16 protein-coding genes and 1 pseudogene are annotated in these 26356 nt (G+C 64.5%); 6 read left to right on the top strand and 11 right to left on the bottom strand.

Features of this window, described 5'->3' with window-relative positions; translation table 11 throughout:
- Positions 1-24 precede the first annotated feature (24 nt).
- Positions 25-393 carry a hypothetical protein gene (locus EJ074_RS11650; protein ID WP_095807939.1) on the bottom strand — a complete coding sequence of 123 codons (369 nt, stop codon included), beginning with the start codon at positions 391-393 and terminating at the stop codon, positions 25-27.
- A 72-nt stretch (positions 394-465) separates the two neighbouring features.
- Positions 466-8787, bottom strand: coding sequence for a tandem-95 repeat protein (locus tag EJ074_RS11645; protein ID WP_129553402.1), 8322 nt, complete (start codon positions 8785-8787; stop codon positions 466-468).
- A gap of 324 nt (positions 8788-9111) precedes the next feature.
- Between EJ074_RS11645 and EJ074_RS11640 the strand changes: the two genes are divergently transcribed.
- Positions 9112-10077 carry a transglutaminase-like cysteine peptidase gene (locus EJ074_RS11640; RefSeq protein WP_129553401.1) on the top strand — a complete coding sequence of 322 codons (966 nt, stop codon included), beginning with the start codon at positions 9112-9114 and terminating at the stop codon, positions 10075-10077.
- Here EJ074_RS11640 and EJ074_RS11635 read toward each other — a convergent pair.
- From EJ074_RS11635 to EJ074_RS11615, 5 genes are all read right to left on the bottom strand, one after another.
- On the bottom strand, positions 10067-10705 hold the full coding sequence (locus EJ074_RS11635; protein WP_129553400.1) for a ribbon-helix-helix domain-containing protein: 639 nt from the start codon (positions 10703-10705) through the stop codon (positions 10067-10069). The two genes, EJ074_RS11640 and EJ074_RS11635, sit on opposite strands and share 11 nt — an antisense overlap.
- Positions 10695-11984, bottom strand: a complete 1290-nt coding sequence (locus EJ074_RS11630) for an HlyD family type I secretion periplasmic adaptor subunit (protein ID WP_095809237.1) — start codon at positions 11982-11984, stop codon at positions 10695-10697. Before EJ074_RS11630 ends, EJ074_RS11635 begins: the two co-directional genes overlap by 11 nt.
- A 14-nt stretch (positions 11985-11998) precedes the next feature.
- Complete coding sequence (locus tag EJ074_RS11625) at positions 11999-14131, bottom strand: type I secretion system permease/ATPase (RefSeq protein WP_095809238.1); 2133 nt, start codon at positions 14129-14131, stop codon at positions 11999-12001.
- 29 nt (positions 14132-14160) lie between these two features.
- Positions 14161-15618 (bottom strand): TolC family protein, encoded by a 1458-nt coding sequence (locus tag EJ074_RS11620; protein WP_095809239.1) that lies wholly within the window; start codon positions 15616-15618, stop codon positions 14161-14163.
- 338 nt (positions 15619-15956) lie between these two features.
- Positions 15957-16727 carry a 3-oxoacyl-ACP reductase family protein gene (locus EJ074_RS11615; protein WP_129553399.1) on the bottom strand — a complete coding sequence of 257 codons (771 nt, stop codon included), beginning with the start codon at positions 16725-16727 and terminating at the stop codon, positions 15957-15959.
- Positions 16728-16914: 187 nt separating this feature from the next.
- On the opposite strand from EJ074_RS11615, the gene EJ074_RS11610 reads away from it, so the two are divergent.
- Both EJ074_RS11610 and EJ074_RS11605 read left to right on the top strand, forming a co-directional pair.
- The gene (locus EJ074_RS11610; RefSeq protein WP_129553398.1) at positions 16915-18228 is read left to right on the top strand and encodes an NAD(P)H-dependent oxidoreductase; all 1314 of its coding nucleotides are present in this window, start codon (positions 16915-16917) and stop codon (positions 18226-18228) included.
- A gap of 95 nt (positions 18229-18323) precedes the next feature.
- Positions 18324-18582: pseudogene (locus tag EJ074_RS11605) on the top strand (type II toxin-antitoxin system Phd/YefM family antitoxin).
- 101 nt (positions 18583-18683) lie between these two features.
- Here EJ074_RS11605 and proC read toward each other — a convergent pair.
- The 3 genes from proC to EJ074_RS11590 all read right to left on the bottom strand — a co-directional run bounded on the left by proC (position 18684) and on the right by EJ074_RS11590 (position 21858).
- Complete coding sequence (gene proC, locus EJ074_RS11600; protein ID WP_129553397.1) at positions 18684-19499, bottom strand: pyrroline-5-carboxylate reductase; 816 nt, start codon at positions 19497-19499, stop codon at positions 18684-18686.
- Between the two features lie 72 nt (positions 19500-19571).
- Positions 19572-20891 (bottom strand): O-antigen ligase, encoded by a 1320-nt coding sequence (locus EJ074_RS11595; RefSeq protein WP_129553396.1) that lies wholly within the window; start codon positions 20889-20891, stop codon positions 19572-19574.
- On the bottom strand, positions 20860-21858 hold the full coding sequence (locus EJ074_RS11590) for a glycosyltransferase (RefSeq protein ID WP_129553395.1): 999 nt from the start codon (positions 21856-21858) through the stop codon (positions 20860-20862). The genes EJ074_RS11595 and EJ074_RS11590 overlap by 32 nt, the downstream gene beginning before the upstream one ends.
- 169 nt (positions 21859-22027) lie before the next feature.
- On the opposite strand from EJ074_RS11590, the gene EJ074_RS11585 reads away from it, so the two are divergent.
- The 3 genes from EJ074_RS11585 to EJ074_RS11575 are packed head-to-tail and all read left to right on the top strand — an operon-like array spanning position 22028 to position 24911.
- Positions 22028-23200 carry a glycosyltransferase family 4 protein gene (locus EJ074_RS11585; protein WP_129553394.1) on the top strand — a complete coding sequence of 391 codons (1173 nt, stop codon included), beginning with the start codon at positions 22028-22030 and terminating at the stop codon, positions 23198-23200.
- Entirely contained in the window at positions 23197-23991 is a 795-nt protein-coding gene (locus EJ074_RS11580; RefSeq protein WP_129553393.1) for a WecB/TagA/CpsF family glycosyltransferase, read from the top strand. Before EJ074_RS11585 ends, EJ074_RS11580 begins: the two co-directional genes overlap by 4 nt.
- A complete protein-coding gene (locus tag EJ074_RS11575) occupies positions 23988-24911 on the top strand; it encodes a DUF6492 family protein (protein ID WP_129553392.1) in 924 nt (307 codons plus the stop codon). The genes EJ074_RS11580 and EJ074_RS11575 overlap by 4 nt, the downstream gene beginning before the upstream one ends.
- A gap of 18 nt (positions 24912-24929) precedes the next feature.
- Here the strand turns inward: EJ074_RS11575 and EJ074_RS11570 are convergent, their stop codons facing one another.
- Positions 24930-26225: a lipopolysaccharide biosynthesis protein gene (locus EJ074_RS11570; RefSeq protein ID WP_095809248.1), complete on the bottom strand. Its 1296-nt coding sequence runs from the start codon at positions 26223-26225 to the stop codon at positions 24930-24932.
- Between the last annotated feature and the right edge of the window lie 131 nt (positions 26226-26356).

Below are 26356 nucleotides of genomic sequence, written 5' to 3'. Positions count from 1 at the left end.
TGCGGGCCGGACGGCACGCTCAGCTCAGTGCATGTACTCGACCATGCGGTCGTGGAAGCACTCGCATTTGTTGAGGTAGTCCTCGTCCTTGTAGTTGGTCTTCAGGTAGCCATAGGCCTTGCCGCAGGCGACCTTGGCTTCCGACGCCCACACGAAGGCGGGCCGCGACGAGTTGATCCATTCCGGGCTGTTGGCGACGGCGACGGAGTCGTCCATCAGCTTCACCACCTTGTCCTTGAGCTCGACCATGTTGTCGGTCAGCACCAGGTCCGAGGTGCCGACGGTGCGGCAATAGTTCACCGCCGGCTCGCCGATGATGTCGGCGGCAAAGCCCGTCGATCCGGCCAGCAGCAACGCCGTGGCCGAAGCCAGCAGTCTTGCGGAACGCTTCATGTAAGTCCCTCTCCAGATTACCAAATCAAGTCTCGCTAATGCATAGCATGACACTGCGACCGCGCATAAGCGCTAAATCGTGGTGGAATGCTGCGTATGGTTGTTGTCGTCGTAGAGGATCGTGATGGTGCCGGCCGCAGGTGCGTTCTGCAGCACTGCAACATCCACGAAGTTGGCGCCGCCGGTCGTGCCGTTGACGTCGACGCTCAGCGTCTTCGTGCCGGCGTCGTAGTGCACGTAGTCGGCGATGTTGCCTCCCGAGGTTTCGAACAGCGAAGACAGGTCGATCTTGTCTCCCTCGGCGCCATTGTAGTCGCTGATCAGATCCTTGATGTCGAGATGGTCGAGCTTGAACGTGTCGGCTCCCGTGCCGCCGGTCAGCGTGTCCTGGCCGGCGCCGCCGACGAGCAGGTCGTTGCCGGCCCCGCCGTTCATGATGTCGTTGCCGGCGCCGCCGACGAGCGTGTCGTTGCCGCCGCTGCCGTTGATCGTGTCGGCACCGGCTCCGCCGTAGAGCACGTTCGCAGACACGTCGCCCGTTATCGTGTCGTTGAAAGCTGACCCGATGATGTTCGGCAGGGCCACCGTCGACGTGTAGAGGTGGGAAGCGCCGGCAGCGTCCGCGGAATGATCCTGAACCCCGGTTCCATACAGCGTCACGCCGATCTCGCTCGTCGCCTTGTCGCCGTCTCCATCGACGATTTCGATAGGCAGGTTGAAGTTGACGGGATCGGTGGTCTGAACGGCCGCGCCAAATCCGGTAATGGCGAAGTCGTTGCCGCTGTCGTCGGTCGGAGATGCGTTCAGCAACTCCAGGCTGCTGTAGCCATCGGCGGTGAACGTCGAGACCGAAACGTGGGTATCGAGCACGCCCGTGATCTCGGCGGCATATTTGCCGTCACCCAGGTCGACGAAGTGAACCGTATAGGTTCTGTCCGTCAGCCCTCCCGAATTGCCTACGGTGTAGGACGTTGCCGTGGTGCCGATATCGGCAAACGACACCATCTGGGTTTCCCCGTCATAGGTGATCGCGACTGAAGTCACGGAATCATGCACGCCGTCGCCAACTGTCTTGTTGCCGTCGGTGCCGGTCGTGGCGTTGTCGTCGAAGGCGGTAATCTTGAGAAGGGTGTTGCTGGTACCGTCGCCAAACGTGAAGGTAGCGCCGTTGGCCACATAGTGGCTGTCGAACACGTGATCGCGATTGGCGGGAACACCGTAGCCGCCAGCTCCCATCGTGTTGCCGGTCAGATCCTGGACGAAATCGACCCGGATGCCTTCGCCAGCGCCGATATTTTGTCCTCCGCTGCCGCCGCCGACACCAAAGGAATTCGCATTCCCGTTGATCGTCGTGCCGGTGCCGAAGGGCGTGAAAAGCACATCTCTCGAGTCGTCGTTGACAGGTGTACCGGAGTTTTTCTGACCGGTGGGAACGAAGCCGGCCCAGGCGCCGTTGCCGCCATCGAAATCATAGGAGCCGTTGGAGAACGTCACTTGCGAGACGCTGTCCACCGTTCCGTTCATGTCCACGGAATAGGTGGCGTTCGTCGGGTCGAGCGTGACCGTGAACACCGCGACGTTGTTGGCCATTCCGTACAAGGTGTGGCCGTCCGCCGACACGTCGTAGATGATGTGCGTGCCGCCCGAGGTCAGGCCGCTGTCCACGCCGTCGAGAGAGGTCGCGAACTGCACCGTGCCGGGCCCATCCGCTCCGTAGTTGCCAGTCAACGTGTGATCTTCGTCCAGCGCGAATGTGACCGGATTGCCCGCCCCATTGGAAAGCACCGCGTAGTCCGGGACAGGCGCCGTACGCACGTCGTCGATGATGTTGATCGAGATGGTCGAAGTCGACGTGTTGCCGTAGGCGTCGGTCACCGTATAGGTGAAGACGTCCTTGCCGGTCTCGGTGTTGGTGCCGTTGTTGGCATCCGGCGAGGTGTCGAACGGCTTGGTCAGCGTATAGGTGTAGTTGCCGTTCTGGTCGATCTGCAGAACGCCGTAGGTGCCCTGCACGGTGACGGCGCTGCCGCCGACGACCGATGAGGTCGCGCCCTGGATGTTGGTGACGTGCGGGCTGTCGGGATCGCCGAGCGAGAGCGTGCCCGAGACCGTCTCCGCCGTGCTCGACGGGTTCGAGCCGGTGACCGTGCCGTGCGCGATGTCGCTGCCCGTGGTGGTGGTGTCCAGCGCCGCCTCGTTGACGGTCTGGGTCGCCGCCGCCGGCTGCGGCTGGCCGTTGGTCACCGTGATCGTCAGCGTGGCCGGCGAGGTGTCGCCGTCGCCGTCGGTGATGGTGTAGGTGAACACCTCGGTGCCCGAGGCATTCGGGTTGGCGTGGTAGCTGTAGGAGCCGTCGGCCGCGATGGTCAGCGTGCCGTAGCTGCCGGTCACCGTATTGCCGGAGGCGCCCGTCCAGGCGATTGAGGCGATGCCGTCGGCGCCGGCCGTGTCGTTGGTCTCGACATTGCCGGTCACCGTCTGGCCCGACTGCGCGCTGTTGGTGTCGTTGTGCGCCGTCGGCACGTCGTCGCCGATGTTTGCGGAGAGCGTGCCGGTCGCGTTCTGGCCGTCCTGGTCCGTGAGCGACACGGTGAAGTTCTCGAACAGGCTGTTGGTGCCCTGGCCGGCAGCATGCGCCTCGTTGTCGTTGAGCGTGTAGGTGTAGGTGACGACACCGGTGGCCGCATTGTAGCCGGTCACGTTGAGCGTGTTGCCGAGCGCCGTGGTGAAGGAGCCGGCGGTGAAGACGCCATTGGTGATGAAGGCGTGGCCGTCGATGCTGAGCGTGGCGATGCCGTCGGGCGAGCTGACATTGAAGGTGCCTCCCTGGGTGGTGCTCTCCTTCGAGGTGTCGGAACCGGCCGATTCACCGGCGCCGCGGCCGGCGAGCAGATCGTCCTCGTTGACGGTGACGTCGCCGCCCTGAGCCTGCGGCGTCAGGCCGCCGATGGTCGGCGTGGAGTTGCCGATCGAGATCGTCAGCGTGGTGTGCGACAGGTCGCCGTCGCCGTCCTTGATGGTGTAGGTGAAGACGTCGTCATGGCCGCCGGGGGTGCCGGCGTCGCGGGTGTAGCTGTAGGAGCCGTCGGCATTGAGCGTCAGCTTGCCGTAGGTGCCCTGGATGACGGTGCCGACATTGGCGTCTTCGCCGCCGGCCGTAGTGCCGGCAACGACGCCGACGATGCCGCCTGCTGGCGAGGTCGTGGCCGGGCCGTCGGCGCCGATCACGTCGTTGGCCAGCACATTGCCGCTGACCGGGCCGAACTGGCCCGACGCAATGCTGTTGGTGTCGAGATTTGCGGTCGGCACGTCATCGACGATCTGAACCGAGAGCGTTCCCGAGGAGGCATCGCCATCGGTGTCGGTGACCGTCACCGTCATGTTGTCGAAGATGGAGTCGATGCCGGCGCCGGAGTGGGTCTCGTTGTCGAGGAGCGTGTAGGTGTAGCTGACCTGGCCGGTGCCGGCGTCATAGCCGGTGATGGTCAGCGTGTTGCCGTCGGGCGTCGTCACGTCGACATGCGTGGTGCCGCTGTTGGCAAGCGCTGCCGCCGAGATGTCGGTGCCGTTGATGGTGAGCTTGGCGATGCCGTCGGGCGAGGAGATGGTGAAGGTGCCGGTGTTGTGCTCGGACGGATCGCCGTCGGCGCCTGGTGCCGCCAGTTCGCCCGAGCCTTCCGAGCCGGAGCTGGCCGGCAGGCCCTTCTCGTTGACGGTGGTGTCGCCGCCCTGAGCCTGCGGCGTCAGGCCGCCGATGGTCGGCGTGGAGTCGCCGATCGAGATCGTCAGCGTGGTGTGCGACAGGTCGCCGTCGCCGTCCTTGATGGTGTAGGTGAAGACGTCGTCATGGCCGCCGGGGGTGCCGGCGTCGCGGGTGTAGCTGTAGGAGCCGTCGGCATTGAGCGTCAGCTTGCCGTAGGTGCCCTGGATGACGGTGCCGACATTGGCGTCTTCGCCGCCGGCCGTAGTGCCGGCAACGACGCCGAAGATGCCGCCTGCCGGCGAGGTCGTGGCCGGGCCGTCGGCGCCGATCACGTCGTTGGCCAGCACATTGCCGCTGACCGGGCCGAACTGGCCCGACGCAATGCTGTTGGTGTCGAGATTTGCGGTCGGCACGTCGTCGACGATCTGGACCGAGAGCGTTCCCGAGGAGGCATCGCCATCGGTGTCGGTGACCGTCACCGTCATGTTGTCGAAGATGGAGTCGATGCCGGCGCCGGAGTGGGTCTCGTTGTCGAGGAGCGTGTAGGTGTAGCTGACCTGGCCGGTGCCGGCGTCATAGCCGGTGATGGTCAGCGTGTTGCCGTCGGGCGTCGTCACGTCGACATGCGTGGTGCCGCTGTTGGCAAGCGCTGCCGCCGAGATGTCGGTGCCGTTGATGGTGAGCTTGGCGATGCCGTCGGGCGAGGAAATGGTGAAGGTGCCGGTGTTGTGCTCGGACGGATCGCCGTCGGCGCCTGGTGCCGCCAGTTCGCCCGAGCCTTCCGAGCCGGAGCTGGCCGGCAGGCCCTTCTCGTTGACGGTGGTGTCGCCGCCCTGAGCCTGCGGCGTCAGGCCGCCGATGGTCGGCGTGGAGTCGCCGATCGAGATCGTCAGCGTGGTGTGCGACAGGTCGCCGTCGCCGTCCTTGATGGTGTAGGTGAAGACGTCGTCATGGCCGCCGGGGGTGCCGGCGTCGCGGGTGTAGCTGTAGGAGCCGTCGGCATTGAGCGTCAGCTTGCCGTAGGTGCCCTGGATGACGGTGCCGACATTGGCGTCTTCGCCGCCGGCCGTAGTGCCGGCAACGACGCCGAAGATGCCGCCTGCCGGCGAGGTCGTGGCCGGGCCGTCGGCGCCGATCACGTCGTTGGCCAGCACATTGCCGCTGACCGGGCCGAACTGGCCCGACGCAATGCTGTTGGTGTCGAGATTTGCGGTCGGCACGTCGTCGACGATCTGGACCGAGAGCGTTCCCGAGGAGGCATCGCCATCGGTGTCGGTGACCGTCACCGTCATGTTGTCGAAGATGGAGTCGATGCCGGCGCCGGAGTGGGTCTCGTTGTCGAGGAGCGTGTAGGTGTAGCTGACCTGGCCGGTGCCGGCGTCATAGCCGGTGATGGTCAGCGTGTTGCCGTCGGGCGTCGTCACGTCGACATGCGTGGTGCCGCTGTTGGCAAGCGCTGCCGCCGAGATGTCGGTGCCGTTGATGGTGAGCTTGGCGATGCCGTCGGGCGAGGAAATGGTGAAGGTGCCGGTGTTGTGCTCGGACGGATCGCCGTCGGCGCCTGGTGCCGCCAGTTCGCCCGAGCCTTCCGAGCCGGAGCTGGCCGGCAGGCCCTTCTCGTTGACGGTGGTGTCGCCGCCCTGAGCCTGCGGCGTCAGGCCGCCGATGGTCGGCGTGGAGTTGCCGATCGAGATCGTCAGCGTGGTGTGCGACAGGTCGCCGTCGCCGTCCTTGATGGTGTAGGTGAAGACGTCGTCATGGCCGCCGGGGGTGCCGGCGTCGCGGGTGTAGCTGTAGGAGCCGTCGGCATTGAGCGTCAGCTTGCCGTAGGTGCCCTGGATGACGGTGCCGACATTGGCGTCTTCGCCGCCGGCCGTAGTGCCGGCAACGACGCCGACGATGCCGCCTGCTGGCGAGGTCGTGGCCGGGCCGTCGGCGCCGATCACGTCGTTGGCCAGCACATTGCCGCTGACCGGGCCGAACTGGCCCGACGCAATGCTGTTGGTGTCGAGATTTGCGGTCGGCACGTCATCGACGATCTGAACCGAGAGCGTTCCCGAGGAGGCATCGCCATCGGTGTCGGTGACCGTCACCGTCATGTTGTCGAAGATGGAGTCGATGCCGGCGCCGGAGTGGGTCTCGTTGTCGAGGAGCGTGTAGGTGTAGCTGACCTGGCCGGTGCCGGCGTCATAGCCGGTGATGGTCAGCGTGTTGCCGTCGGGCGTCGTCACGTCGACATGCGTGGTGCCGCTGTTGGCAAGCGCTGCCGCCGAGATGTCGGTGCCGTTGATGGTGAGCTTGGCGATGCCGTCGGGCGAGGAGATGGTGAAGGTGCCCGTGTTGTGCTCGGACGGATCGCCGTCGGCGCCTGGTGCCGCCAGTTCGCCCGAGCCTTCCGAGCCGGAACTGGCCGGCAGGCCCTTCTCGTTGACGGTGGTGTCGCCGCCCTGAGCCTGCGGCGTCAGGCCGCCGATGGTCGGCGTGGAGTTGCCGATCGAGATCGTCAGCGTGGTGTGCGACAGGTCGCCGTCGCCGTCCTTGATGGTGTAGGTGAAGACGTCGTCATGGCCGCCGGGGGTGCCGGCGTCGCGGGTGTAGCTGTAGGAGCCGTCGGCGTTGAGCGTCAGCTTGCCGTAGGTGCCCTGGATGACGGTGCCGACATTGGCGTCTTCGCCGCCTGCCGTGGTGCCGGCAACGACGCCGACGATGCCGCCTGCCGGCGAGGTCGTGGCCGGGCCGTCGGCGCCGATCACGTCGTTGGCCAGCACATTGCCGCTGACCGGGCCGAACTGGCCCGACGCAATGCTGTTGGTGTCGAGATTTGCGGTCGGCACGTCGTCGACGATCTGGACCGAGAGCGTTCCCGAGGAGGCATCGCCATCGGTGTCGGTGACCGTCACCGTCATGTTGTCGAAGATGGAATCGGTGCCGGCGCCGGAGTGGGTCTCGTTGTCGAGGAGCGTGTAGGTGTAGCTGACCTGGCCGGTGCCGGCGTCATAGCCGGTGATGGTCAGCGTGTTGCCGTCGGGCGTCGTCACGTCGACATGCGTGGTGCCGCTGTTGGCAAGCGCTGCCGCCGAGATGTCGGTGCCGTTGATGGTGAGCTTGGCGATGCCGTCGGGCGAGGAGATGGTGAAGGTGCCGGTGTTGTGCTCGGACGGATCGCCGTCGGCGCCTGGTGCCGCCAGTTCGCCCGAGCCTTCCGAGCCGGAGCTGGCCGGCAGGCCCTTCTCGTTGACGGTGGTGTCGCCGCCCTGAGCCTGCGGCGTCAGGCCGCCGATGGTCGGGGTGGAGTCGCCGATCGAGATCGTCAGCGTGGTGTGCGACAGGTCGCCGTCGCCGTCCTTGATGGTGTAGGTGAAGACGTCGTCATGGCCGCCGGGGGTGCCGGCGTCGCGGGTGTAGCTGTAGGAGCCGTCGGCATTGAGCGTCAGCTTGCCGTAGGTGCCCTGGATGACGGTGCCGACATTGGCGTCTTCGCCGCCGGCCGTGGTGCCGGCCGCCACCCCAACGACCGTCACATCGTCGGCGCCCTTAACATCGGCGCCGGCGGCATTGCCGTCGCTGCCAGCGCCGGTGATGACATTGCCGTCGATCGCGGCGTGCGAACCCGACGGCACGACGTCGGTGTCGGCGACCGCGGTCGGTGCGTCGTCGATGATGTTGATGACCAGCGATCCGGGAGGAGTCGCATCGCCGTCGGAATCGGTTACGCCAACCGCGAAACTCACGCTCGTGTTGTCGCCAGAGGTGTTGTCGAGCAGCGTGTAGGTATAGCTGATCGAGCCGGTGCCGGTTGCCGGGTCGTAAGTGTAGCTGGCCGTCAGCGAGCCGGTGGCGTCGGTGAAGGTCTGCGGGGCGCCGGTCAGCACATGGCCGCCGAGCGTAACTTCCGATACGCCATCCGGTGAAGTGAAACCGATCGTGCCGGACGTGGTCTCCGAATTGGAGGCGGAGTCCGAGCCTTCCGGTTCACCGTTGCGCGCCGGCAGACCGGCTTCGTTGACGCTTGCTCCCCCTATGGTTCCGATCGAAGGCGTCGAATCCGGTTTGAGGAGGCTTGGGAACAATTCGCGGTTATCCGGCTGGCCGAACTGCAGCGCCGTCGGCGGCAGGAGTGACGTCAGGCCGAAGCCGTCGCCGATCCCGCCGGGAGGAACCTGGAAATTTCCGCCGGCGCTGTTCGGCGAGCCATTTCCGCCGGCCGAAATCGAGCCGTCGGCGCCGAAGGCGACATCGACATGGCTTGCCTCGAGCGCGGCGATCAGCGCAACGCGTGGCACCTCGACATCGCCGATGATGAAGGTCGGCACGTTCAGCGCGCCATCCTTGATGACGATCTCGGATCCATCCGGCTGCTGCAGAACCAGATTGTGGCCATCGACCTTAATGTTGTCGATCGACACGTTGGCCGGGAGCTTCACGACATTGCCGGCCTCGGCGTGGTATTCATGCGTAACGTTGGAGGCCGCTGTGTTCGCTGCCGGCGCGTTTGCCGCCGGCGCATTGGCCGTACCCTGTGCCGCGGCGCCGCTGCCCACATCGACCGGCACCGGTTCACCGGCTGGCTGTGCTGCCTGGCCCGTGGCGGCCTGAGCAACTTGAACACCCGCTGAAATCGGATGCTCGCCAACAGCCGATGGCTCGTCCGTGGAATTAGGAACGGCGTCGAATTCGATACTGGTCGTCATAGGTCAAGCCCCCTTCGGCATTTCTCGGCAAAAGACATGCGAGGCCGGAGCTTTGCAACTGACCTTCAACGCTTTGCATATAAGATAATATGTGAAGATTCGTATTTTTTGCGCTTGGTAAATTGCGACAATATATTTGATTATGCATGTGCCCGACCGACGCTTCATGTGTCGGGGAGACCGGCGCCGTATCGGCAAGTGGAAGTATAAGTTTGAATCAAATTTGATATAAAACAGAATAGAGTGATTCGATGAAAGTTACCCACCTTCCTTTCCGATAATTTGAGACAAGATCGGTAGCGTCCACAGTCAAAGGTGGGCGTCATGAAAATACAAAAAGTTGCCTTGGGGTTGTCGGGGATCAGGGTTTTCCTGCTGGCAGTCGGTATCGCCGGCCAGTCCAATCCCTCATCGGCCAGTATGATGTCGGTCGGTGATGCGGTGCCGCAAACCGTTGCTTCGCCGACCATCCTCGGCGGCATCTCGCTGACCAGACTCCAGCCCTGGCGGCCCGTCGCGGCCTATCGCATGATCGCTGTCGCCAGCGCCTATGGCCCGCTTGAAACCCGCGCAGCGGTCGATGGTTCGAGCGTGCTGGCCGCTCCCGGGATCGATCCGATCCAGACCGCGGCGATCATCCCGGGCGTGTTCGGCTCAGTGGCGCTCTCGATGCACAACTTCCCTGTGGCGGCGCGCTGGTCGCCCGTCTACAAGGCGATCGTCGATTGCTCGTCCGGCAGCGCCTGCGACCACGAGAACGCGGCCTTCACCGAGATTGTCGACATCGCCGGCAGCAAGGGCTTCCGCGACAAGCTTGCCTTCGTCAACAGCAGCATCAACCGCCTGATCGCCTACCGCAAGGACAGTGTCGTCTACGGCAAGCTCGACTATTGGGCCAAGCCGTCGGAGATCCTTGAGCATCGTGCAGGCGACTGCGAGGATTTCGCCATATTGAAGATGACGGCGCTGCTGCGGGCCGGCGTCCCGCCGCAAAGCATGTCGCTCGTGGTGCTGCAGGACCGCCGGCGGAAATTTTTCCACGCAGTCCTGTCCGTGAGCACCGGCGAAGGTGCCTTCATCCTGGACAGCCTCAGTAATGTTGTGGCGATGGACCGCGATCTTCCCGATTACGTCCCGCTCTATTCTTTCAGCACCGATCGGGCCTGGATCCACGGGTCGAAGTCCGGCGCGCAGATCGCCGACATCGCCGGCGGCTTCTCGACTGTCGCTCCCGGCGAGGGCTCCTCGCCTGACATGACGCTGACCAGGGCGAATACCGCTAGCCGTTGAAGACGAACGCCATCAGCAGTTCCGGTTCGGCCACCGGCGCGCGCACGGCGCTGAGCTGACCCCGATAGCGGCGCTCGCCGGCGCCGATGACGAAGCCGGTGGTGACCGGTGTCTCGCCGTTGGCGTCGAGCCGGGTAAATATGTCGGTGACGTTGAGGTCCAGTGCCAGTTTCAGGTCCTGGCGTCCGTCCTCGCCGGGTGCGCTCGGCAATTGCCGCTTCACCAATTGCTGGAACGGCGTGTTGAAGGCCAGGATCTTCTTCGACGACGACAGCGCGAAGGCGGGCGAGGGGCACGCGACGAGGATCGCGTTGATGGTCCGGATCGAGGCGAGCTTGCGCAGCTCCATGCTCTCCTCGATGAGGCCCCGCATGCATGCGACCCGGATCGCCGAGGTGAGATTGCCCTCGGGATGATTTTCGGCGATCTCCTCGACCAGCATGCCGATCGTGCATTTGCGGCTTTCGGCCATCTGCTTCAGCGATACCCAGAAAGCGCGCTCGAGCCGAATGCCTCGGCGCACGCCGCCGCGGGCCACGACGCGGAACTCCGGACCGAAATCCTCCGCCGCGAGCGACGGCAGCAGCCGTTCGCGCTGGGTGTCGGGGCGGGCGGCGCTATCGCTCACTCATCGCCTCCTGACGCGCCTTGTTGATGGGCTTCAAAAGGTAGTTGAGGATCGTCTTGCGTCCGGTCTTGATGTCGACCGAGCAGATCATGCCCGGGATGATCGAGTAGGTCTTGCCGTTCCTTTGCAGCGTTGATTTCTCGGTCGCGACGCGCACCTGATAGTAGGGCTCGCCCGTCTTCTGGTCGACAAGGCTGTCGGCGGTGATGTTCGAGACCTTGCCTTCGATGCCGCCGAAGATCGAGAAATCGTAAGCCGTGACCTTGATCAGCGCGTCCTGGTCCGGCTGGATGAAGGCGACATCGCGCGGTGAAACCCGGGCTTCGACCAGAAGCGTCTCTGAAGTCGGCACGATGCCGGCCACGACCGCGCCCGGCTGGACAAAGGCGCCGAGCGTGTTGACGTCGAGCGTGTTGACAATCCCGTCGACGGGCGAGCGGATGTCGGTCCGGGCCACCTTGTCGGTGGCGCCCCTGATGGTCTCGTCCACCACGGACAGATCGGCGAGCGCCTGGGTCAGGTCGCTCAGCGCCTCCTGCTGCAACTGCAGCCCGAGCTCGTTGACCTGCAGTTGCGCCTCGGTGATCGCCGCCTTGGTTTTCTTGATGGTCTCGCCGGCAAGGTTGAGCTGGCCATGCAGATCGGTCTGCTCGCGCTCGACGCGGATCTGTTCGGTCTTGGCCATCAGGCCCTTCTTGACCATGGATTCGACCAGCGCCGTTTCCTGATCGCTGACCGCCAGGCTCTTGGACAGGCGATCGGCATTGGCGGTGGCCTCGTCCAGTTCCTTCTCGCGCTGGTCGAGGCGCGACTTGAGAACCGACAGCTTGACCTCGAAGTTGTCGCGACGCGCAACGAGCAGCTTCTGCTCGTTGTCGCAGATCTCCGGCGCCACCTTCTGGATGTCGGTCGGGCACGGAAACGCTCCCTCGACATTGCCGCTTTGCTCGAACTTGAGCCTGGCGATGCGCGCCTGCAGCGCCCGCGCCTTGGCCTGTTCCTCGCCGAGGCTCGAAGCGTTGCCGCTGTTGTCGAGGCGGATGATGAGGTCGTTCTTCTTGACCGTCTGGCCGATCTTGACCGCGATCTCCTGGACGACGCCGGCTTCGCTCGCCTGGATGATCTGGGTCTTGGAGGCGGGAATGACCTTGCCGTCGCCGCGCGCGATCTCATCGACCTCGGCGAAGGATGCCCAGGCCGTGAAGGCCACGAAAAGGGCCCCTATGATGTAGACGGACGCCGAGGCGAAGAGTGGCGGCCTATCTTCTTTTGCAAGCATTTCCCATGATCCAATCAGGCACTCGGCTTTTGCAATGCCTGGATGACTCTTTCCTTCGCCCCGTCGGCAACCACGCGGCCCTGGTCTACGACAATGAGCCGGTCGACGAGTTCCAGCATGCTGTAGCGATGCGTCGACACGATCAATGTCGTGTCGCGGTCGATCGCTACCTTCAGCTGCCTGATCAACTGCCGTTCCGAGGCAAGGTCCATCGAACCCGACGGCTCGTCCAGGAAGACGATCTTGGGCTTGGTCAGAAGCAGGCGTGCGATCGCCACCGCCTGACGCTGGCCGCCCGACAGGTTGGTGCCCCGCTCGCCGACATTCATGTCGTAGCCGCGCGGGTGGCGCGAGACGAAGTCGTCGACACCGGCTGCCTTGGCGGCTTCGATGATCTCCTCGTCGCTCGCGTCCGGAGCCGCCATCAGGAGATTCTCCTTGATGGTGCCTGAAAACAGGTCGCCGGCCTGCGCGACGATGCCGACCGCGGCGCGCACTTCCGAGGGGTGGTATTGGCGAATGTCGATGCCGTCGATGAGCAATTCGCCGGAGGTCGGCAGGAACAGCCGGCCAATCAACCGGCCCATCGTTGTCTTGCCCGAGCCGATACGGCCGATGATGCCGACGCGCTCGCCCGGCCTGACCGTGATGTTGAGCCCGCTCAGCACCTCGTTTTCGGTTCCCGGATAGGTGAAGCCGACATTCTTGAAATGCATCGCGCCGCTTCGGATCGGCCGATTGACGAAGCCGACCGTATCCGGCCGGTCCTCAGGCTGCGACATGATCGTGTTGATGATCCGTAGCGACAGCATGGCCTGACGGAACCGCGCCAGCGTGATGGCGATCTGGCCGAGCGGCGCCACCGCCCGGCCCGCCAGCATGACGGTGCCGATGATGGCGCCGGTCGAGATCTGGCCGTCGGAGAAGGCATAGGCGCCGGCCACCACCAGGGCGACTGTCACAAACTGCTGGATGGCGCCGGTGATGTTGCCGGCGGCGGCCGAAAGCTCCTTGATTTTTTCCGACGTGTTGGCCGCGTTCTTCGAGTGCTCGCCCCACTTGCGCAGCAGATAGGCCTCGGCACGCAGCGACTTGATCGTCTCCAGCGTCGAGATGGATTCGACCAGAAGCGCCTGGCGCTGTGCCGCTTCGTTCATCGAAGCGGCGACCCGTTTGCCGATGCGCCGTTGCGTGACCAGGCCGACAACGACGGAAATCACGAAGGCCAGCGCCGGTATGATCACCAGCCAGCCGCCTATGGCGTAGATGACCAGCAGGAAGACGAAGACGAAGACGGTGTCGATGAAGACGCTGATCGTGTTCGAGGTGAAGAACTCGCGTACGAACTCGTATTGCGTGACCCGGTTGGCATATTCGCCCGTCGAGCCCGGCCGCGCCGACAGCGACGAGTTCAGCACCTTCTCGAATAGGAGGTAGGAAATGCGCAGGTCCGCCTTGCGTCCGGCGTAATCGATCAATGCGGCGCGGGCCGTCTTGAGCAGCAGGTCGAACAGAATGGCCGCGCCGATGCCGAGCGCCAGAACCCAGAGCGTCGAGATCGCTTTGTTCGGCAGGATCCTGTCATAGACGTTCATGGTGAAGATCGGCGACGCGATCGCCAGCATGTTGATGAAGACCGCCGACAGCACCACCTTCGAATAGGTGCGCCAGAACGCCCCCATCGTTCCGGTCAGCCAGTGCCGCCGCTCGATCCTTGGCGCCGACCCGACCGTCATCTCCTCGGCCGTGTTGGCGTAGGTGATGGAGAAGGAGGCGCCGCCGGTGATCGGGCCCTCGGCGAGCTCCGACCGGCTGATCGTGGTGCGGCCGTTTTCCTGCGGAGCGGTCAGATACTGCCCGCTTTCGATCTCAGCCAGCAGCGCGACGGGCAACTGGCTGAGACGAAACACGATTGCGGGGAGATCGATACGACCCCGCATGAAATCGCGCTGGCTGAACTCCTGCGCCTCGAGCCCGATGCGTTCGGCCAGATGCCTGATGTCGTCCGGCTCGATCCTCGTCTCCGAAATCGGCACGCCGGCAAACAGCACGGTCTCCGCGCTCGGCCTGCCGAGATAGGCTGCGATCGCCGAGAAGCAGGCCTTGAAAGCCTCCTTGGGCGACAGGATATGAGGTTGCTGGTTCACGACCCGCCCCGGAGGACCATGATCGATGCTTACATCGGCTGCTTTTTCCTGACCGGCGCGAGGATGTCGAACGGCAGATCGTTCTTCTGCTCGGACGGCGTGCGCGCATAGGTTTCGGTGTCGGCCGTTGCCGGCACGCCGAATTCCGTTCGGGCGTAGGCGGTGGACTGCTTGGCCGGCGCGATGTTCATCGTCTTCAGCAACTGTCCGGTCGCCGCGAGCAAGCGGTACTGTGCGAACAGCGATGCGTAGGCCGAGGTGTCGGCCAGCGTCGCGGTGTTGAAGCGCGTGTTTTGAGCATCGAGCACGTCGAGCAGAGAGCGCTGTCCGACCTTGAACTGCTCGCGATAGGAAGCGACCAGCTTTTCGTTGGTGGCTGCCTGCTGCCGAAGCGTCTGCGCGAGTTCCGCCTGGCGGAAACGGCGATCCCAGGAGATGCGGACGGCTTCCTCGATCTCGCGCAGCACCTGATGCAGCGCAAGGCGTTGCTCGCTGGTGCGGCGGACCTGCTCCTGCTCGTTCGCCTTGTCGATGCCGCCGCGATAGAGGTTCCAGCGCAGCACGACGCGAGCCTGCAGGTCGTTGGTGTCGCCATCGGCGCCGTCGATGTCATATCCGCCGCGGGCGACACCCTCGGCAGTGATCGTGGGCCCAAATTTCGCCCGTGCCGCGTCGACCAGCGAAGCGGCTGCATCGATGTCGCTGTTGGCCATGTGGACGCGCGGATTGTTCTGCCGGCCGAGCCCGATCGCCTCGTCCAGCGACCGCGGCAGAGCGCGGGAGACGTCGCCTGGCCTGGATGCGTTGGTCAGCGGCTTGCCGACGGTCTTGAAGAAGCGGATCTTGGCCGCCTCCAGTTCCTCCGTGGCCTCCTGCATCCGCGCCTTGGCGGCAAAGAGCCGTTCCTCTGCCTGCTGCTGGTCGGCATCGTTGAGCGCGCCGCCGGCGATGCCCTGCTTGATGTCGCCCAGGATAGACTGGTGGAAGGCGAGGTTCTTCTTCGCCTCGCTGACGATCGAAGCCTGCAGCATGTATTCGAGGTAGTCCTGGACGACGGAAAGCCCGATGAACTCGGACCGTTCCAGCACCCTGAAGGAAGCCCCGTCGACGCGCGAAGCCTGGCGGTTCAATTCGGCGCGCCGCGCCCCGCTGTCATAGAGCGTCTGCGAGACCGTCAGGTCGGCTTCGTTCGGGTAAAGCGCGTCATGGTCCTCGTCGAGCGCGCGCCGCGATTCGTTGTCCAAGCGGCGAACGCCGGTCGAGGCTTCCAAATCGACGCTCGGAAGATAGAGCCCCTTTGCCTGGCGCAACTCGAATTCGATCGCCTCGCGGTTTTCGATCGCCTGTCCAATCTCCGGATTGGACTCCACCGCCACTGCTATGGCTTCCTTGAGTGTAAGTGCGCTGGCGCTGCCGCAAGCCAGCATTGAAACTGTCATGGCAAGCGCAACGCGCCAGCCGACGGTGACTTTACCCGTCCTGGTCATATTTACCCCGTGACTATCCCCGCGCCCTTTTATTTTTTGTCAGCGCATATTTGCCCAAGCCTGCCACCGGAGCTTGCGAGCACTACTATCAGATTTTTCGAGGATGTGAGTCCCTAATGGGCTAGAGACTTATAAAAGCGTGGTTTCTCGCCATTAGTCTCAAGGGCTGTAGCAAAAATGGCACATAACGCTACGCGTCAGTGGAGAGCATTGAGCCGGAAGCGGACCGCAATCAGGGATTGCCGAAGACAGTCGGCCAGTTTGCACAGCGAATCGCGCCGTTCGGCACATCGCAGCACTGCCCGGCTGGTGCTGGCCTTCGCATCCAGGCTTGTTGCCTAGGCGACCGACCAGCCGCCGTCGACCAGAATATTGGCCCCGGTGATCAACGAAGCGGCTGGCGAGGCCAGGAACACGACGGTGCCGGCCACATCGATCGGATCGCCGATTCGGCCGAGCGGAATGTGCCGCAGCACCTGGGCGTGAAAATCCTTGTCAGCTAGCGACGGCTTTGTTCCATCGGTCCAGATGAAGGTGGGCGCGACGCTGTTGATGCCGATGCCGTGCTGTGCCCACTCGGCCGCCAGGCAGCGCGTCAGATGATTTATGGCAGCCTTGGTCATGCAATAGATGGCCTCGCCTTTCAGCGTCACGGTGCCGGCCTGCGAACTGATGTTGACGATACGCCCGGATCTCTGGGCGATCATCAGCCGCCCGACCGCTTGGGTGGTGAAGAAGGTGCCTTTGAGGTTGACGTTGACGGTGAGGTCGAAATCCTCCTCCGTCACGTTCTCGGCAAGATTTTCCGGCCCAAGACCGACATTGTTGACCAGCACGTCGATGCGGCCGAAGGCGGCGTGCGCTTCGGCGATGGCGCTGCGCACCGTGGCGAGATCGGTCAGATCCATTCGCACGGCGAGCGCTTTGCGGCCGCTGCGTTCGATCTCCGCGACGAGGTCGGCACCGTCTCTCGCGTTTCGCACACCCACTATCAAGTCAGCGCCCGAACCGGCGCATGCAAGCGCGCAGGCCCGCCCGATGCCGCGCGAGGCGCCGGTGACCAGCACCACTTTGCCGGCCAGGTCGAATTTAGGCGTGAACTCCGTCATGTCAGGCCTCCCGACTTCTAGGCCATTATTAGCTCGCCGCACGGCGAAGGCTAGGTGCGGATTGCTGCGAAGAATCTGCTCCGGTTTTGCAAGGCATGCACCGGAAATTGCCACGCCTGACCGGTTTTGTTGGCAAAGGGGAAGCGTTCCCTGTATTGCGGGCTGAAATCAAAACGGACTTTCTTGTATGACAAATGTCGCCCTGACGGGTCTTGCCCGCGATCTCGCCCGGCGCGCCGCCGAGGGCAAGCCCGTGCGCATCGGTGTCATCGGCTCCGGCGAGATGGGCACCGATCTGGTGACGCAGGGCATGCTGATGCCGGGCATTTCGGTCGCGGCCATCTCAACCCGTCGCCCGCACACGGCTCGCGAGGCGATCCGCATTGCCTATGGCGACGAGGCAATGGCGGCGGAGGCCGAAACCGCCTCGAAGGTCAGTCAGGCAATCGAGAGCGGCAGGATCGCCATCACGTCCAACGAGATGCTGGTCACCAATCCGCTCATCGACGTCGTCATCGATGCGACCGGCAAGCCCGGTGTCGCTGCCGATTTCGATCTGATGGCCATGGAGCATGGCAAGCATCTGGTGATGATGAATGTCGAGGCCGACGTTACCATCGGCTGTTATCTGAAGCAGCAGGCGGATCGGCTCGGCGTCGTCTATTCGGTTGGCGCCGGCGACGAGCCATCGAGCTGCATGGAATTGATCGAGTTCGCCTCGGCGCTCGGCTACACCATCGTCTCGGCCGGCAAGGGCAAGAACAATCCGCTCAACCACGACGCCGTGCCCGACGACTATCGCGAGGAAGCCCTGCGCCGGAACATGAACCCGCGCATGCTGGTCGAATTCGTCGACGGCTCGAAAACCATGGTCGAGATGTGCGCCATCGCCAACGCCACCGGGCTGGTGCCCGACATCGCCGGCATGCACGGTCCCAAGGCCGATCGTGACCAGCTTGCCAAGGTGCTCATCCCGCGCGCGGACGGCGGCATCCTGTCAAAGAAAGGCGTCGTCGACTACACCATCGGCAAGGGCGTGGCGCCTGGCGTCTTCGTCATCGTCGAGGCCACCCATCCGCGCGTGGTCGAGCGCATGGACGACCTCCATGTCGGTCACGGCCCCTATTACAGCTTCTTCCGGCCTTACCATTTGACCTCGCTCGAGGTGCCGCTGACCGCGGCTCGCATCATGCTCTACGGCAGGCCCGACATGGTGCCTTTGCCAAAACCGGTGGCCGAGGTCTGCGCGGTGGCCAAGCGCGACCTCGCCCCTGGCGAGACCTTCGATGCCATCGGCGAGACCTGCTACCGCTCCTGGACAATGGACATCGCCGAGGCCCGCGCCAGTCGCGCCGTTCCGGTCGGGCTGCTCGAGGGCGGCAAGGTGCTGAAGCCGGTCAAGAAGGGCGAACTGCTGACGGCGGAAAATGCCGCGCCTGACCACACGACGAAGGTGTTTGCCTTGCGTCGGCTGCAGGACGAGATGCTCTACGGCGCCTGACGCTTTCGCCGGATCAAAGATGTCCGCATTCCAACCTTGGCCGGTAGCACTTCGGTCGACCAATTTGCGGTCTATATCTGGTCAAAGGAGACTGGATCCCTGAAGTTGTCGGAACAGTAAAACCCATCAGCTATATCAAGGCGCACGCACCAGAAATCATCCGAGCGCTCGCTGACAACCGGCAACCTGTGGTCATCACGCTGCACGGCGAGGCGAAGGGCCGTGCTTCAGGACGTTGCGCAATACGAAGAGACCCAGGAAACGCTGGCGCTTTTGAAGGTACTGGCGATTACCAACCAGCAAGTGGCGGAAGGTAAGGTCCGAACCGCCGCCGAGTCTGTCGTGGCTGATTAGGTGGCGAGCCCGTGTCGTGACTGCGAAAGAGTCGCGGAATGTCCCTGCTCTGCGAGAGCGCAGTTATTTTCGTATGCCGACCTCGCGTGAGCGGAACCGGCTTACTTCCCAAGCTCTATAGACCGCCGCCGCGCCGCCTCGACCGCCTCGCTCAGCAACTTCGTCAGCCGGTCCTCGCCCATCAGCACAGCAAGAGCCGCCGCGGTGGTGCCGTTGGGGCTGGTCACCTGCTGGCGCAATACGCCCGGCTCCTCCTCGCTTTCGGCGGCGAGCGAGGCAGCACCATAGACGGTCTGTGTGGCCAGCAGCCTGGCCGTCTCGGCCGGCAGTCCGGCCTTCTCGGCCGCGACCGTCAGCGCCTCGATGAAATGGAAGATATAGGCCGGACCGGACCCGGAGACCGCAGTCACAGCATCCATCAGCGCCTCGTCGTCGATCGTCGTCACGACGCCGCTCGCCGAGAGCAGCTCGGCGACGAAGCGCCTGACGTCGTCGGATACCAGCGGGTTGGAAAACACCACCATCATGCCCTTGCCGATCGCAGCCGGCGTGTTCGGCATGCAGCGGATGATCGGCGCGAGGTCGCCGAGGATTTCCTCGAAGGTGGCGACCGGTGTTCCGGCGGCGATGCTGACGAAGGTGGTCCTGCCGTCGGCGAAACGCTTGTAATCCGCCACGACATCGCGGATGACCTGCGGCTTCACGGCAACGATGACGAGATCAGGTGCTGCATCTGCTGGAATGCCGGAAGCGCCGGCAGCTGCGCTGCACCCGAGATGCTCGGCGCGCTTGCGCAATTCGGCATTCGGTTCGACTACGAATACCGCCGAGGGCTTGAGCTTGCCGGATTTCAGCCAGCCCGCAAGCATGGCGTAACCCATATTGCCGCAACCGGCGAGAACCAGCCTGATCGTCATGGAAGCCTCCGCAAAGCGCTCTCATTAGACGCTGGACGGGCGACGGGAAAGTCCCATCGCGGCGATTGCGGATCAGGGCGAGGGGCGAACCGGGATCGGCCGCAGCGAGACTTGCCTCAGGCCAAGCACGCCGAGCACGAAGAACAGCCAGACCGGGTCGCCGCGGTGGAAGAAGAAACTTTCGAGGAATGCGTTCAGCGCCGTGAACAGCACCACCATCATGAAGAAGTCGCCAAGGAAGATGTTTTCCTTGCGCGGCGGGATTCGCATGTAATCGCGTAAGGGCGCGATCAGGAAGGTGTAGATCGCCACGCAGAGCGCCGGGATGCCCATCAGCACGGCGATATCGAGATAGCCGTCATGGCCGTGCACGATGGTGCGGATGTCCCAGGCGCGGTCAAAAGGCTGGTCCTGGTTGAGCAGCAGTGGCGTTCCCCAGAAGCTCTCATAGCCGTACCCGGTCCAAGGCCTCTTCGCCAGCATGTCGCCGGCGAACTCCCAAAGCGTGGTGCGGCCGGTATAGGTGAGGTCCGGGAAATAGATTGCCGCCAGATGCTTGACCGGCGGGATGAAGACGATGCCGAGCGTGCCGGCCGCCGTCGCGATGATCGCGGCCAGGAACAGGATCGGGGTGCCGAGCCGCATTCCGATGAGGCTCGGCAGCACCACGATCAGGATCGAGAACGGCACCAGCCCGGCGGTCGTCTTCGAGCCGGTGTGCAGCATGAAGACCATCGCCGCGCAGAAGATGCCGGCTCCCCACCAGCGCTGCCCGCGCCGGAACAGATAGAGCCCTGCGAAGCTGAAGCACGCCATGACCGGCCCGGCGATGTTCTTGTGGGTGAAGACGCCGCGCCACAGGCCCGCATGCTCGGGCTCCTGCGAGTCCGCCGTGTGCAGCGCCTCATGCGGAAAAACGATGAGGCCGGCATAGGAGAGGCCCATGACGACCACGGCGGTGAAGATGACGACTCGCGCGAAGGAGTCTGCGTCGCGCGGCAGGACCAGGATCGCCGCCATGGTGATTATGCCGATCATGGTGAAGGAGGCCGCGCGCATCGCCGCGGGCGGGTCGGTCGCCATCACCACCGACAGCATGAAGAAGCCCAGCATCAGCAGCCAAGATGGACTGAGTATCGAACGCACCAGGCGCGGGTCGGCGAAGGCGAGCAGCGCGAAAATCGAAAGCGCGCCGAGCGAGCCGAAGCCGAGCTGGTTGACGATGTCGCCGCCGTCGCCGGTGAGCTCGGCGCCTGCCGGCTGGAAGGGCCGGAACGAGACGATGATCACGGTAAATAAGAGCGCGGCGATCGCCGTTGCGACGCCCTCGCGCGAAAAAGCCGCGCTGAGCGGCGCGCGCTCAGTTCTTCTCAGGCTGTCGGTACTGCTCATTGGCGTATCCGAATTCGGCCAGCACCCGGCCAAGCGCGACATAGACGGGATAGAGGCCCGTCGCCAGGGAGCCCGTCCGCGCCAGCCGGATGGCGCCGCGCAGCGGGGAGGCGGCAAGCAATGCCAGGCTCTTCAGAACGACCTTGCCCCGGCCGAAGGGCGTGCCGGCCCGCTTCTTCTTTTCCACCAGCGTGGAGATGACGCCGTTGCGCAGGCTGCGGGCGCGGATCCAATCGGGCTCGACCCGCCGGGCAGGAACCGTTTCATTCACCCTTGCCTGCGCGCACCAGCCGAGCACGAAGCCCTTCTGCGCGGCGCGGCTCAGAAAATCCGAATCGCCGCCGCCCATGAAGTTGAATCTGAGATCGAGGAAGGGCGGCCCCATGGCCGCCAGCACGTTGCGCCCGACCAGGAGATTGCCGGACGAGTAGAGCGCCGGCACCCGCCCTGTTTCCCTGTAGGGTGGCGCGAAAACCGGATGATTTGCCCATCTGCCGTGGCTCGGGTCGGCAAAGACCGGCACTTGCGGCCCGCCGACAATGTCGGCGCCAAGCGTCTCGGCCGCCTTGCACATGCGCTCCAGCCAGTCGGGGTCCGCGGTCTCGTCGTCGTCGATGACGAGCAGATGCTTGAAATTGGGAAATTGCAGCATCGCCGTTTGCCAACCGGCATTGTAGGCGCTGCAATTGCCCCGCTCATGCGCAACGATCACCAGGCCCGTCATTTCGCCGCGTTCGAACAGCGGCAGCGCCGCCTCGGCGCCTTCGCGCGCCTCGGCCTCGTTTTCGATGACGATGACGGCGAAGGCTCTCCCGGTGCGCTGCCTGCTAAGCGACGCCAGCGTTTCGAGCAGTTGCTGCGGCCGCTTGAAGGTCGGCAGCGTGACCACAGCTTCGACGCTCTCCGCGGCGAGCCCTGGAGAGCGCCCCGCGATCGATACCGAAGCGTCCGATGGCAAAGGGATCATCCGTTTCCAGCCGCATAGGATTTTGTCCCTCGATAGCATTGCGGTGATAACGTTTCGTTAATCACCTTGGCGCTCAAAGGCGGCAACCCGGCGATGCAAGTCCGCAATCGTCGCCACTTAATCAAGGGTTCACTCCGCCTTGCTATGGGGTCGGCGCTGGATAGGTGAGATGCATCTTCTGTTCGCCACATCGATCGTGCCCGACGGCGCTCTCGCTTCGGGCTACGAGATCGCCAACGCTGCGATCATTGCCGCGCTGCGGCGTGCCGGCGTGCGCGTCACGGTGATCGGTTTCACCTGGCCGGGGAAAGCTCCTGTCGACCCTGAAAACACCATCGTGCTGGGCGCCGTCGACGTGCGCACCGAAAGCGCGTCACCGTTTCAAAAACTTGCCTGGGTGGCGAAGGCCTTGCTTGCCGGCCTCACCTTTTCCTCGGTCAAGCTGCGCGTCGTTCAGGGCAGCGAAGTCCGCGCCGCCATCGAAAATGCCGGTTCTTTTGATGGTTATGTCCTGAACTCCGTGCAGTTCGCCGGCGCGTTTGAGGAGCTCTTCGGCGACCGGCCCTCCATCTTCATTGCCCATAATGTCGAGCACCGCTCGGCCGCTGAAAACGCCGCCGCAGCCGGCAGCGCGCTTCAGCGCTGGCTGTTTCGCCGCGAGGCGAGGCTGCTCAAGCTGATGGAAGAGCGCCTCTGCCGCGCCGCGCGCTTCGTCTTCACGCTCGCCGAGGAGGACCGCGCAGCACTTGGTGTCGCCTCCGACGACCGTTCGGCGGTGCTGCCGCTGGTGACGCGCGCCGAGGCGCCGGCCAAACGAGCCCTACGCCGCATCGATTGCGATGCGGCGCTGATCGGCACCTGGACCTGGCAGCCGAACCGCATCGGGCTGGACTGGTTCCTCGCCAAGGTCGTGCCGCATCTGAGGCCCGATTTCCGCTTACGCATCGCCGGCAATATGCCTTCGGGCATCGTCTCGACGCATCCCGGCGTCGAATTCGTCGGCCGCGTTCCGGACGCCCAGGCATTCGTGCGTGGCGCCGCCGTCATCCCGCTGATCAGCACCGCCGGCAGCGGGGTGCAGTTGAAGACGATCGAGACCTTCGAACTCGGCTTGCCGTCCGTCGCCACGAGCCGCTCGCTGCGCGGCATCGGCTATCGGCCGGACAATTGCATGGTGACCGATGACCCGGTCGCCTTCGCCGCCGCGCTCGAAGCGGCAGCGGCCGACGCGCGGGATGTCGACGGCAGCGCCTTCCATCGCCGCCAGATACAGGCGCTCGATGCCGCGATGGAACTGGGTCTCGGCAAGCTCGGCGCTGTCCGGCGGGAGATCGCGGCATGAACATGCACGCCACCCGCACCGCCTCCGGCGCCGACACGCTGAGGACCATCCTCGGCATCTCGGTGCTCGCCATCCGCTGGGATGAGGCAACCGCGCTGCTCAACCGGCTGATCGCCGAGCGCCGCTTCACCAAGGTGAGCTTCCTCAACGCCCACAACGCCAATATCGCCTACACCGACCCGGTCTTCGCAGAAGCGCTTGACGACTTCCTGGTGCTGCCGGACGGCGTCGGCGTCGACATGGCAGCGAAGCTGCTCTACGGCGCGCCGTTCCCCGACAACCTCAACGGCACCGATTTCGTGCCCGCCTTCCTGAAAGCCTCGGCCCGGCCGCTCACCGTCGCGCTGCTCGGCGCAACGCGCGTCAATGCCGAGGCGGCATCCGCCAAGCTCGCCGCGCTCGCCGTGCAACACAAATTCGTGGTCATCCATGATGGCTACTTCTCCCCGGCCGAGGAGCCGGAGATCGTCGGGCGCATCGCCAGGCTGCGGCCGGATGTGCTGCTTGTCGCCATGGGCGTGCCGCGCCAGGAATTGTGGATCGCGCGCCACATCGAGCCCGGTCATTGCACGCTGCCGATCGCCGTCGGCGCGCTGCTCGATTTCCTGAGCGGAACGGTGCCGCGGGCGCCGTTGTGGATGCGCAGGATGAGGCTGGAATGGCTGTTCCGCCTCTGGGTCGAGCCAGGCCGCCTGTGGCGCCGCTACGTGGTCGGCAACCCGCTGTTCCTCTGGCGCGTCCTCAAACAGAAATTGATTGGCAAGCCGCAAGCCGCGGAGGCGAGCCGTTGAACAGCCGCTTCCTGCCCGAAGCCGCCACCGGAATGGCTCCGCTGCCGCGGACGCCGTCGGCGGCGATCGTCACCGCCAGCTATGCGCCGGATTTCGAACGCTGCCGGCTGCTGTGCGAGACCATCGACCGCCATGTCGAAGGCATGGCGCGGCACTACATCCTGGTCGAGCATCGCGACGTGGCGCGGTTTCGCCGACTGGAAGGCAGCCGGCGCACCATCGTCGACGAAAGGGATCTGCTGCCGCGCTGGCTGCGCGCATTCGACGATCCGTCCAGCCTGTTTCGCCGCCGCGTCTGGCTGAGCCTCAGGACCCAGCCGCTGCGCGGCTGGCACGTGCAGCAGCTGCGCCGCATCGCCATTGCCGCGCATGCCGCAGAAGACGTTCTCGTCTTCTGCGATTCCGACGTCGCCTTTCTCAAGCCGTTCGACACCGGAGCCTTCTGGCATGACGGCAAGGTGCGGCTGTTCAGGCGCGGTGGCGTGTTGGCCAAGGACGGCCACGACGAACACCGCATCTGGTCGAAAAATGCCGGGCTGGCGCTCGGCATCGCTGCTGCGACGGCCTCGACCCATGACTACATCTCGACGCTGATCGCCTGGCGCCGCGAGACGGTCGCGGCGATGTGCGAACGGATCGAAAAGCTGCACGACCGCGACTGGGTGAGCGTCGTCGGCTCGGCCCGAAAGTTTTCCGAATGCATGCTCTACGGCCGCTATGTCGACGAGGTGCTGGATGGCGCCGGCCATTTCCACGGCTCGCAAGAGTTCTGCCGCGTTTACTGGAACGGCAAGGCGTTGTCGGATGAGGAGTTCCGGCATTTCGTCGATGCCATGGCGCCGGAACAGGTGGCGATCGGCATGCAGTCCTTCATCGGCACCGATGTCGGCCGCATCCGCCGGCTGATCGGGCTCGACTAGGCGCGTCCTTATCCCAATCTAGATTGCCTTCGCGGGGCGGCGCATCGCCGAATAGGTGAGCAGCATCGAGGCGAGATAGAGCAGCAGGAAGACGACGTTGAGCGACAGCACCAGATCGGATGTGTCGGGAATTGCCGTCAGCACATAGGTAAGCAGCATCGCCTTCAGGCCGGCGAGCAGTCCGAGGTTGAGCGCCCGGACGGCGGTCTGGCCGCGCGCGAACAGCAGCTCGGCCTGGTATTCGACCAGATTGCGCAGGCCCGGCACGCAGACCGCCAGCGCCACCAGGGGCGCCGCCTCGGCGACATTCTTGCCCAGTGCATTGGGGAAGAGGTGCAGCACGATGCCGAGGGCCAGCAATGCGAGCGTCGATACCAGGAACACGCCACCTTCGATGCCGCTCTTGACCGCGAGCCGCGACAACAGCTCCGGCGCCCGCATCATCCGCTGCACCAGCATCATCGAGAAGGTGCGGATCGGGATCGCGGTGAGGTCGACCAGCCGCATGATGATGGCGTAGATGCCGGCGAGGTGCGGTCCGCCGATCGACAGCACCAGGAGCTTGTCGAACTCCATCTGCAGGTAGAACAGCACCTCGGCGCCCGCCACATAGACCGAGTCGCCAAGTCGCCGGAGATAGAGTTCGCTGCGCATCCTGAGTCGCTGGCGAGGATAGAAAAAGACAAAAGCGATGAGCAGCGAGACGGCGTTGGCGGCAATGTAGTACGAGGCCCAGACGCCGACGCTGCGTTGTGCCGCGAACATGAACAGCACCGCGGCCACGGCCCTCAGCGCCGTCGCCATGATGGCCAGCACGGCAGCGCGGCCGAACTTGCCGAGGCCGTTGTTGACGATCAGTGCCACCTCGACCGGCCGCCACAAGAGCGCCTCGGCGAACACGACGGCGGCGAATACGGAGAGCGGCACGGTGTCGGCGAAGAATATGAGGTAGACGACGTAGGAGGCGGCAGCCAGCAACGGCAGCGAGGCGATGGCGAGCAGCAGGAAGCCTGCCGTGAAGGTGCCGATCAGATTCGGGCGGATCGTCGCCGTGCGATAGAGCGCGGAGATGAAGCCGAAGGCGAGAATGCGCGACAGCATGACGCCTGCCGCCGAGGCGGTGGCGAACATGCCGAACTCGGCGATAGAAAGCGTGTTGGCCAGCGCCACGAAATAGGCGAGCGAGAACACCAGCCGCCCGCCGGCGCCGCTGATCGCCGAGAAATAGTCGAGCACCAGCTTCCGGCGCGCGGCCACGAAGTGGCCGATCCGGGCGAGGGGACGCCTCTGCGGTATGTCGCTGGTCTGGGTCATGTGTCGGCCGGAACATAGGCGGGAAAGCTTAACGTGCCGTTCTGGAAGCGCTCGGCGGGACCGCTGGAGCGATACATCAATGCGAGAAACCAGCTTTTCCTGCAGCCAAAATTAACTTTTTGTTTCCTATG

Origin of the sequence: Mesorhizobium sp. M3A.F.Ca.ET.080.04.2.1, assembly GCF_003952525.1 — a bacterium.
In the GTDB taxonomy this organism is placed as follows: domain Bacteria; phylum Pseudomonadota; class Alphaproteobacteria; order Rhizobiales; family Rhizobiaceae; genus Mesorhizobium.
The sequence above is the reverse complement of the archived record's forward strand: the minus strand, read 5'-3'. Positions and strand labels throughout refer to the sequence as shown.

Bases quoted from the DNA above. Each gene is read 5' to 3' on its own strand.
- EJ074_RS11640 (WP_129553401.1), top strand. From the start codon at position 9,112: ATGAAAATACAAAAAGTTGCCTTGGGGTTGTCGGGGATCAGGGTTTTC.
- EJ074_RS11620 (WP_095809239.1), bottom strand. From the start codon at position 15,618: ATGACCAGGACGGGTAAAGTCACCGTCGGCTGGCGCGTTGCGCTTGCC.
- EJ074_RS11630 (WP_095809237.1), bottom strand. From the start codon at position 11,984: ATGCTTGCAAAAGAAGATAGGCCGCCACTCTTCGCCTCGGCGTCCGTC.
- EJ074_RS11585 (WP_129553394.1), top strand. From the start codon at position 22,028: ATGCATCTTCTGTTCGCCACATCGATCGTGCCCGACGGCGCTCTCGCT.
- EJ074_RS11580 (WP_129553393.1), top strand. From the start codon at position 23,197: ATGAACATGCACGCCACCCGCACCGCCTCCGGCGCCGACACGCTGAGG.
- EJ074_RS11645 (WP_129553402.1), bottom strand. From the start codon at position 8,787: ATGACGACCAGTATCGAATTCGACGCCGTTCCTAATTCCACGGACGAG.
- EJ074_RS11610 (WP_129553398.1), top strand. From the start codon at position 16,915: ATGACAAATGTCGCCCTGACGGGTCTTGCCCGCGATCTCGCCCGGCGC.
- EJ074_RS11650 (WP_095807939.1), bottom strand. From the start codon at position 393: ATGAAGCGTTCCGCAAGACTGCTGGCTTCGGCCACGGCGTTGCTGCTG.
- EJ074_RS11615 (WP_129553399.1), bottom strand. From the start codon at position 16,727: ATGACGGAGTTCACGCCTAAATTCGACCTGGCCGGCAAAGTGGTGCTG.
- EJ074_RS11570 (WP_095809248.1), bottom strand. From the start codon at position 26,225: ATGACCCAGACCAGCGACATACCGCAGAGGCGTCCCCTCGCCCGGATC.
- EJ074_RS11590 (WP_129553395.1), bottom strand. From the start codon at position 21,858: ATGATCCCTTTGCCATCGGACGCTTCGGTATCGATCGCGGGGCGCTCT.
- proC (WP_129553397.1), bottom strand. From the start codon at position 19,499: ATGACGATCAGGCTGGTTCTCGCCGGTTGCGGCAATATGGGTTACGCC.
- EJ074_RS11595 (WP_129553396.1), bottom strand. From the start codon at position 20,891: ATGAGCAGTACCGACAGCCTGAGAAGAACTGAGCGCGCGCCGCTCAGC.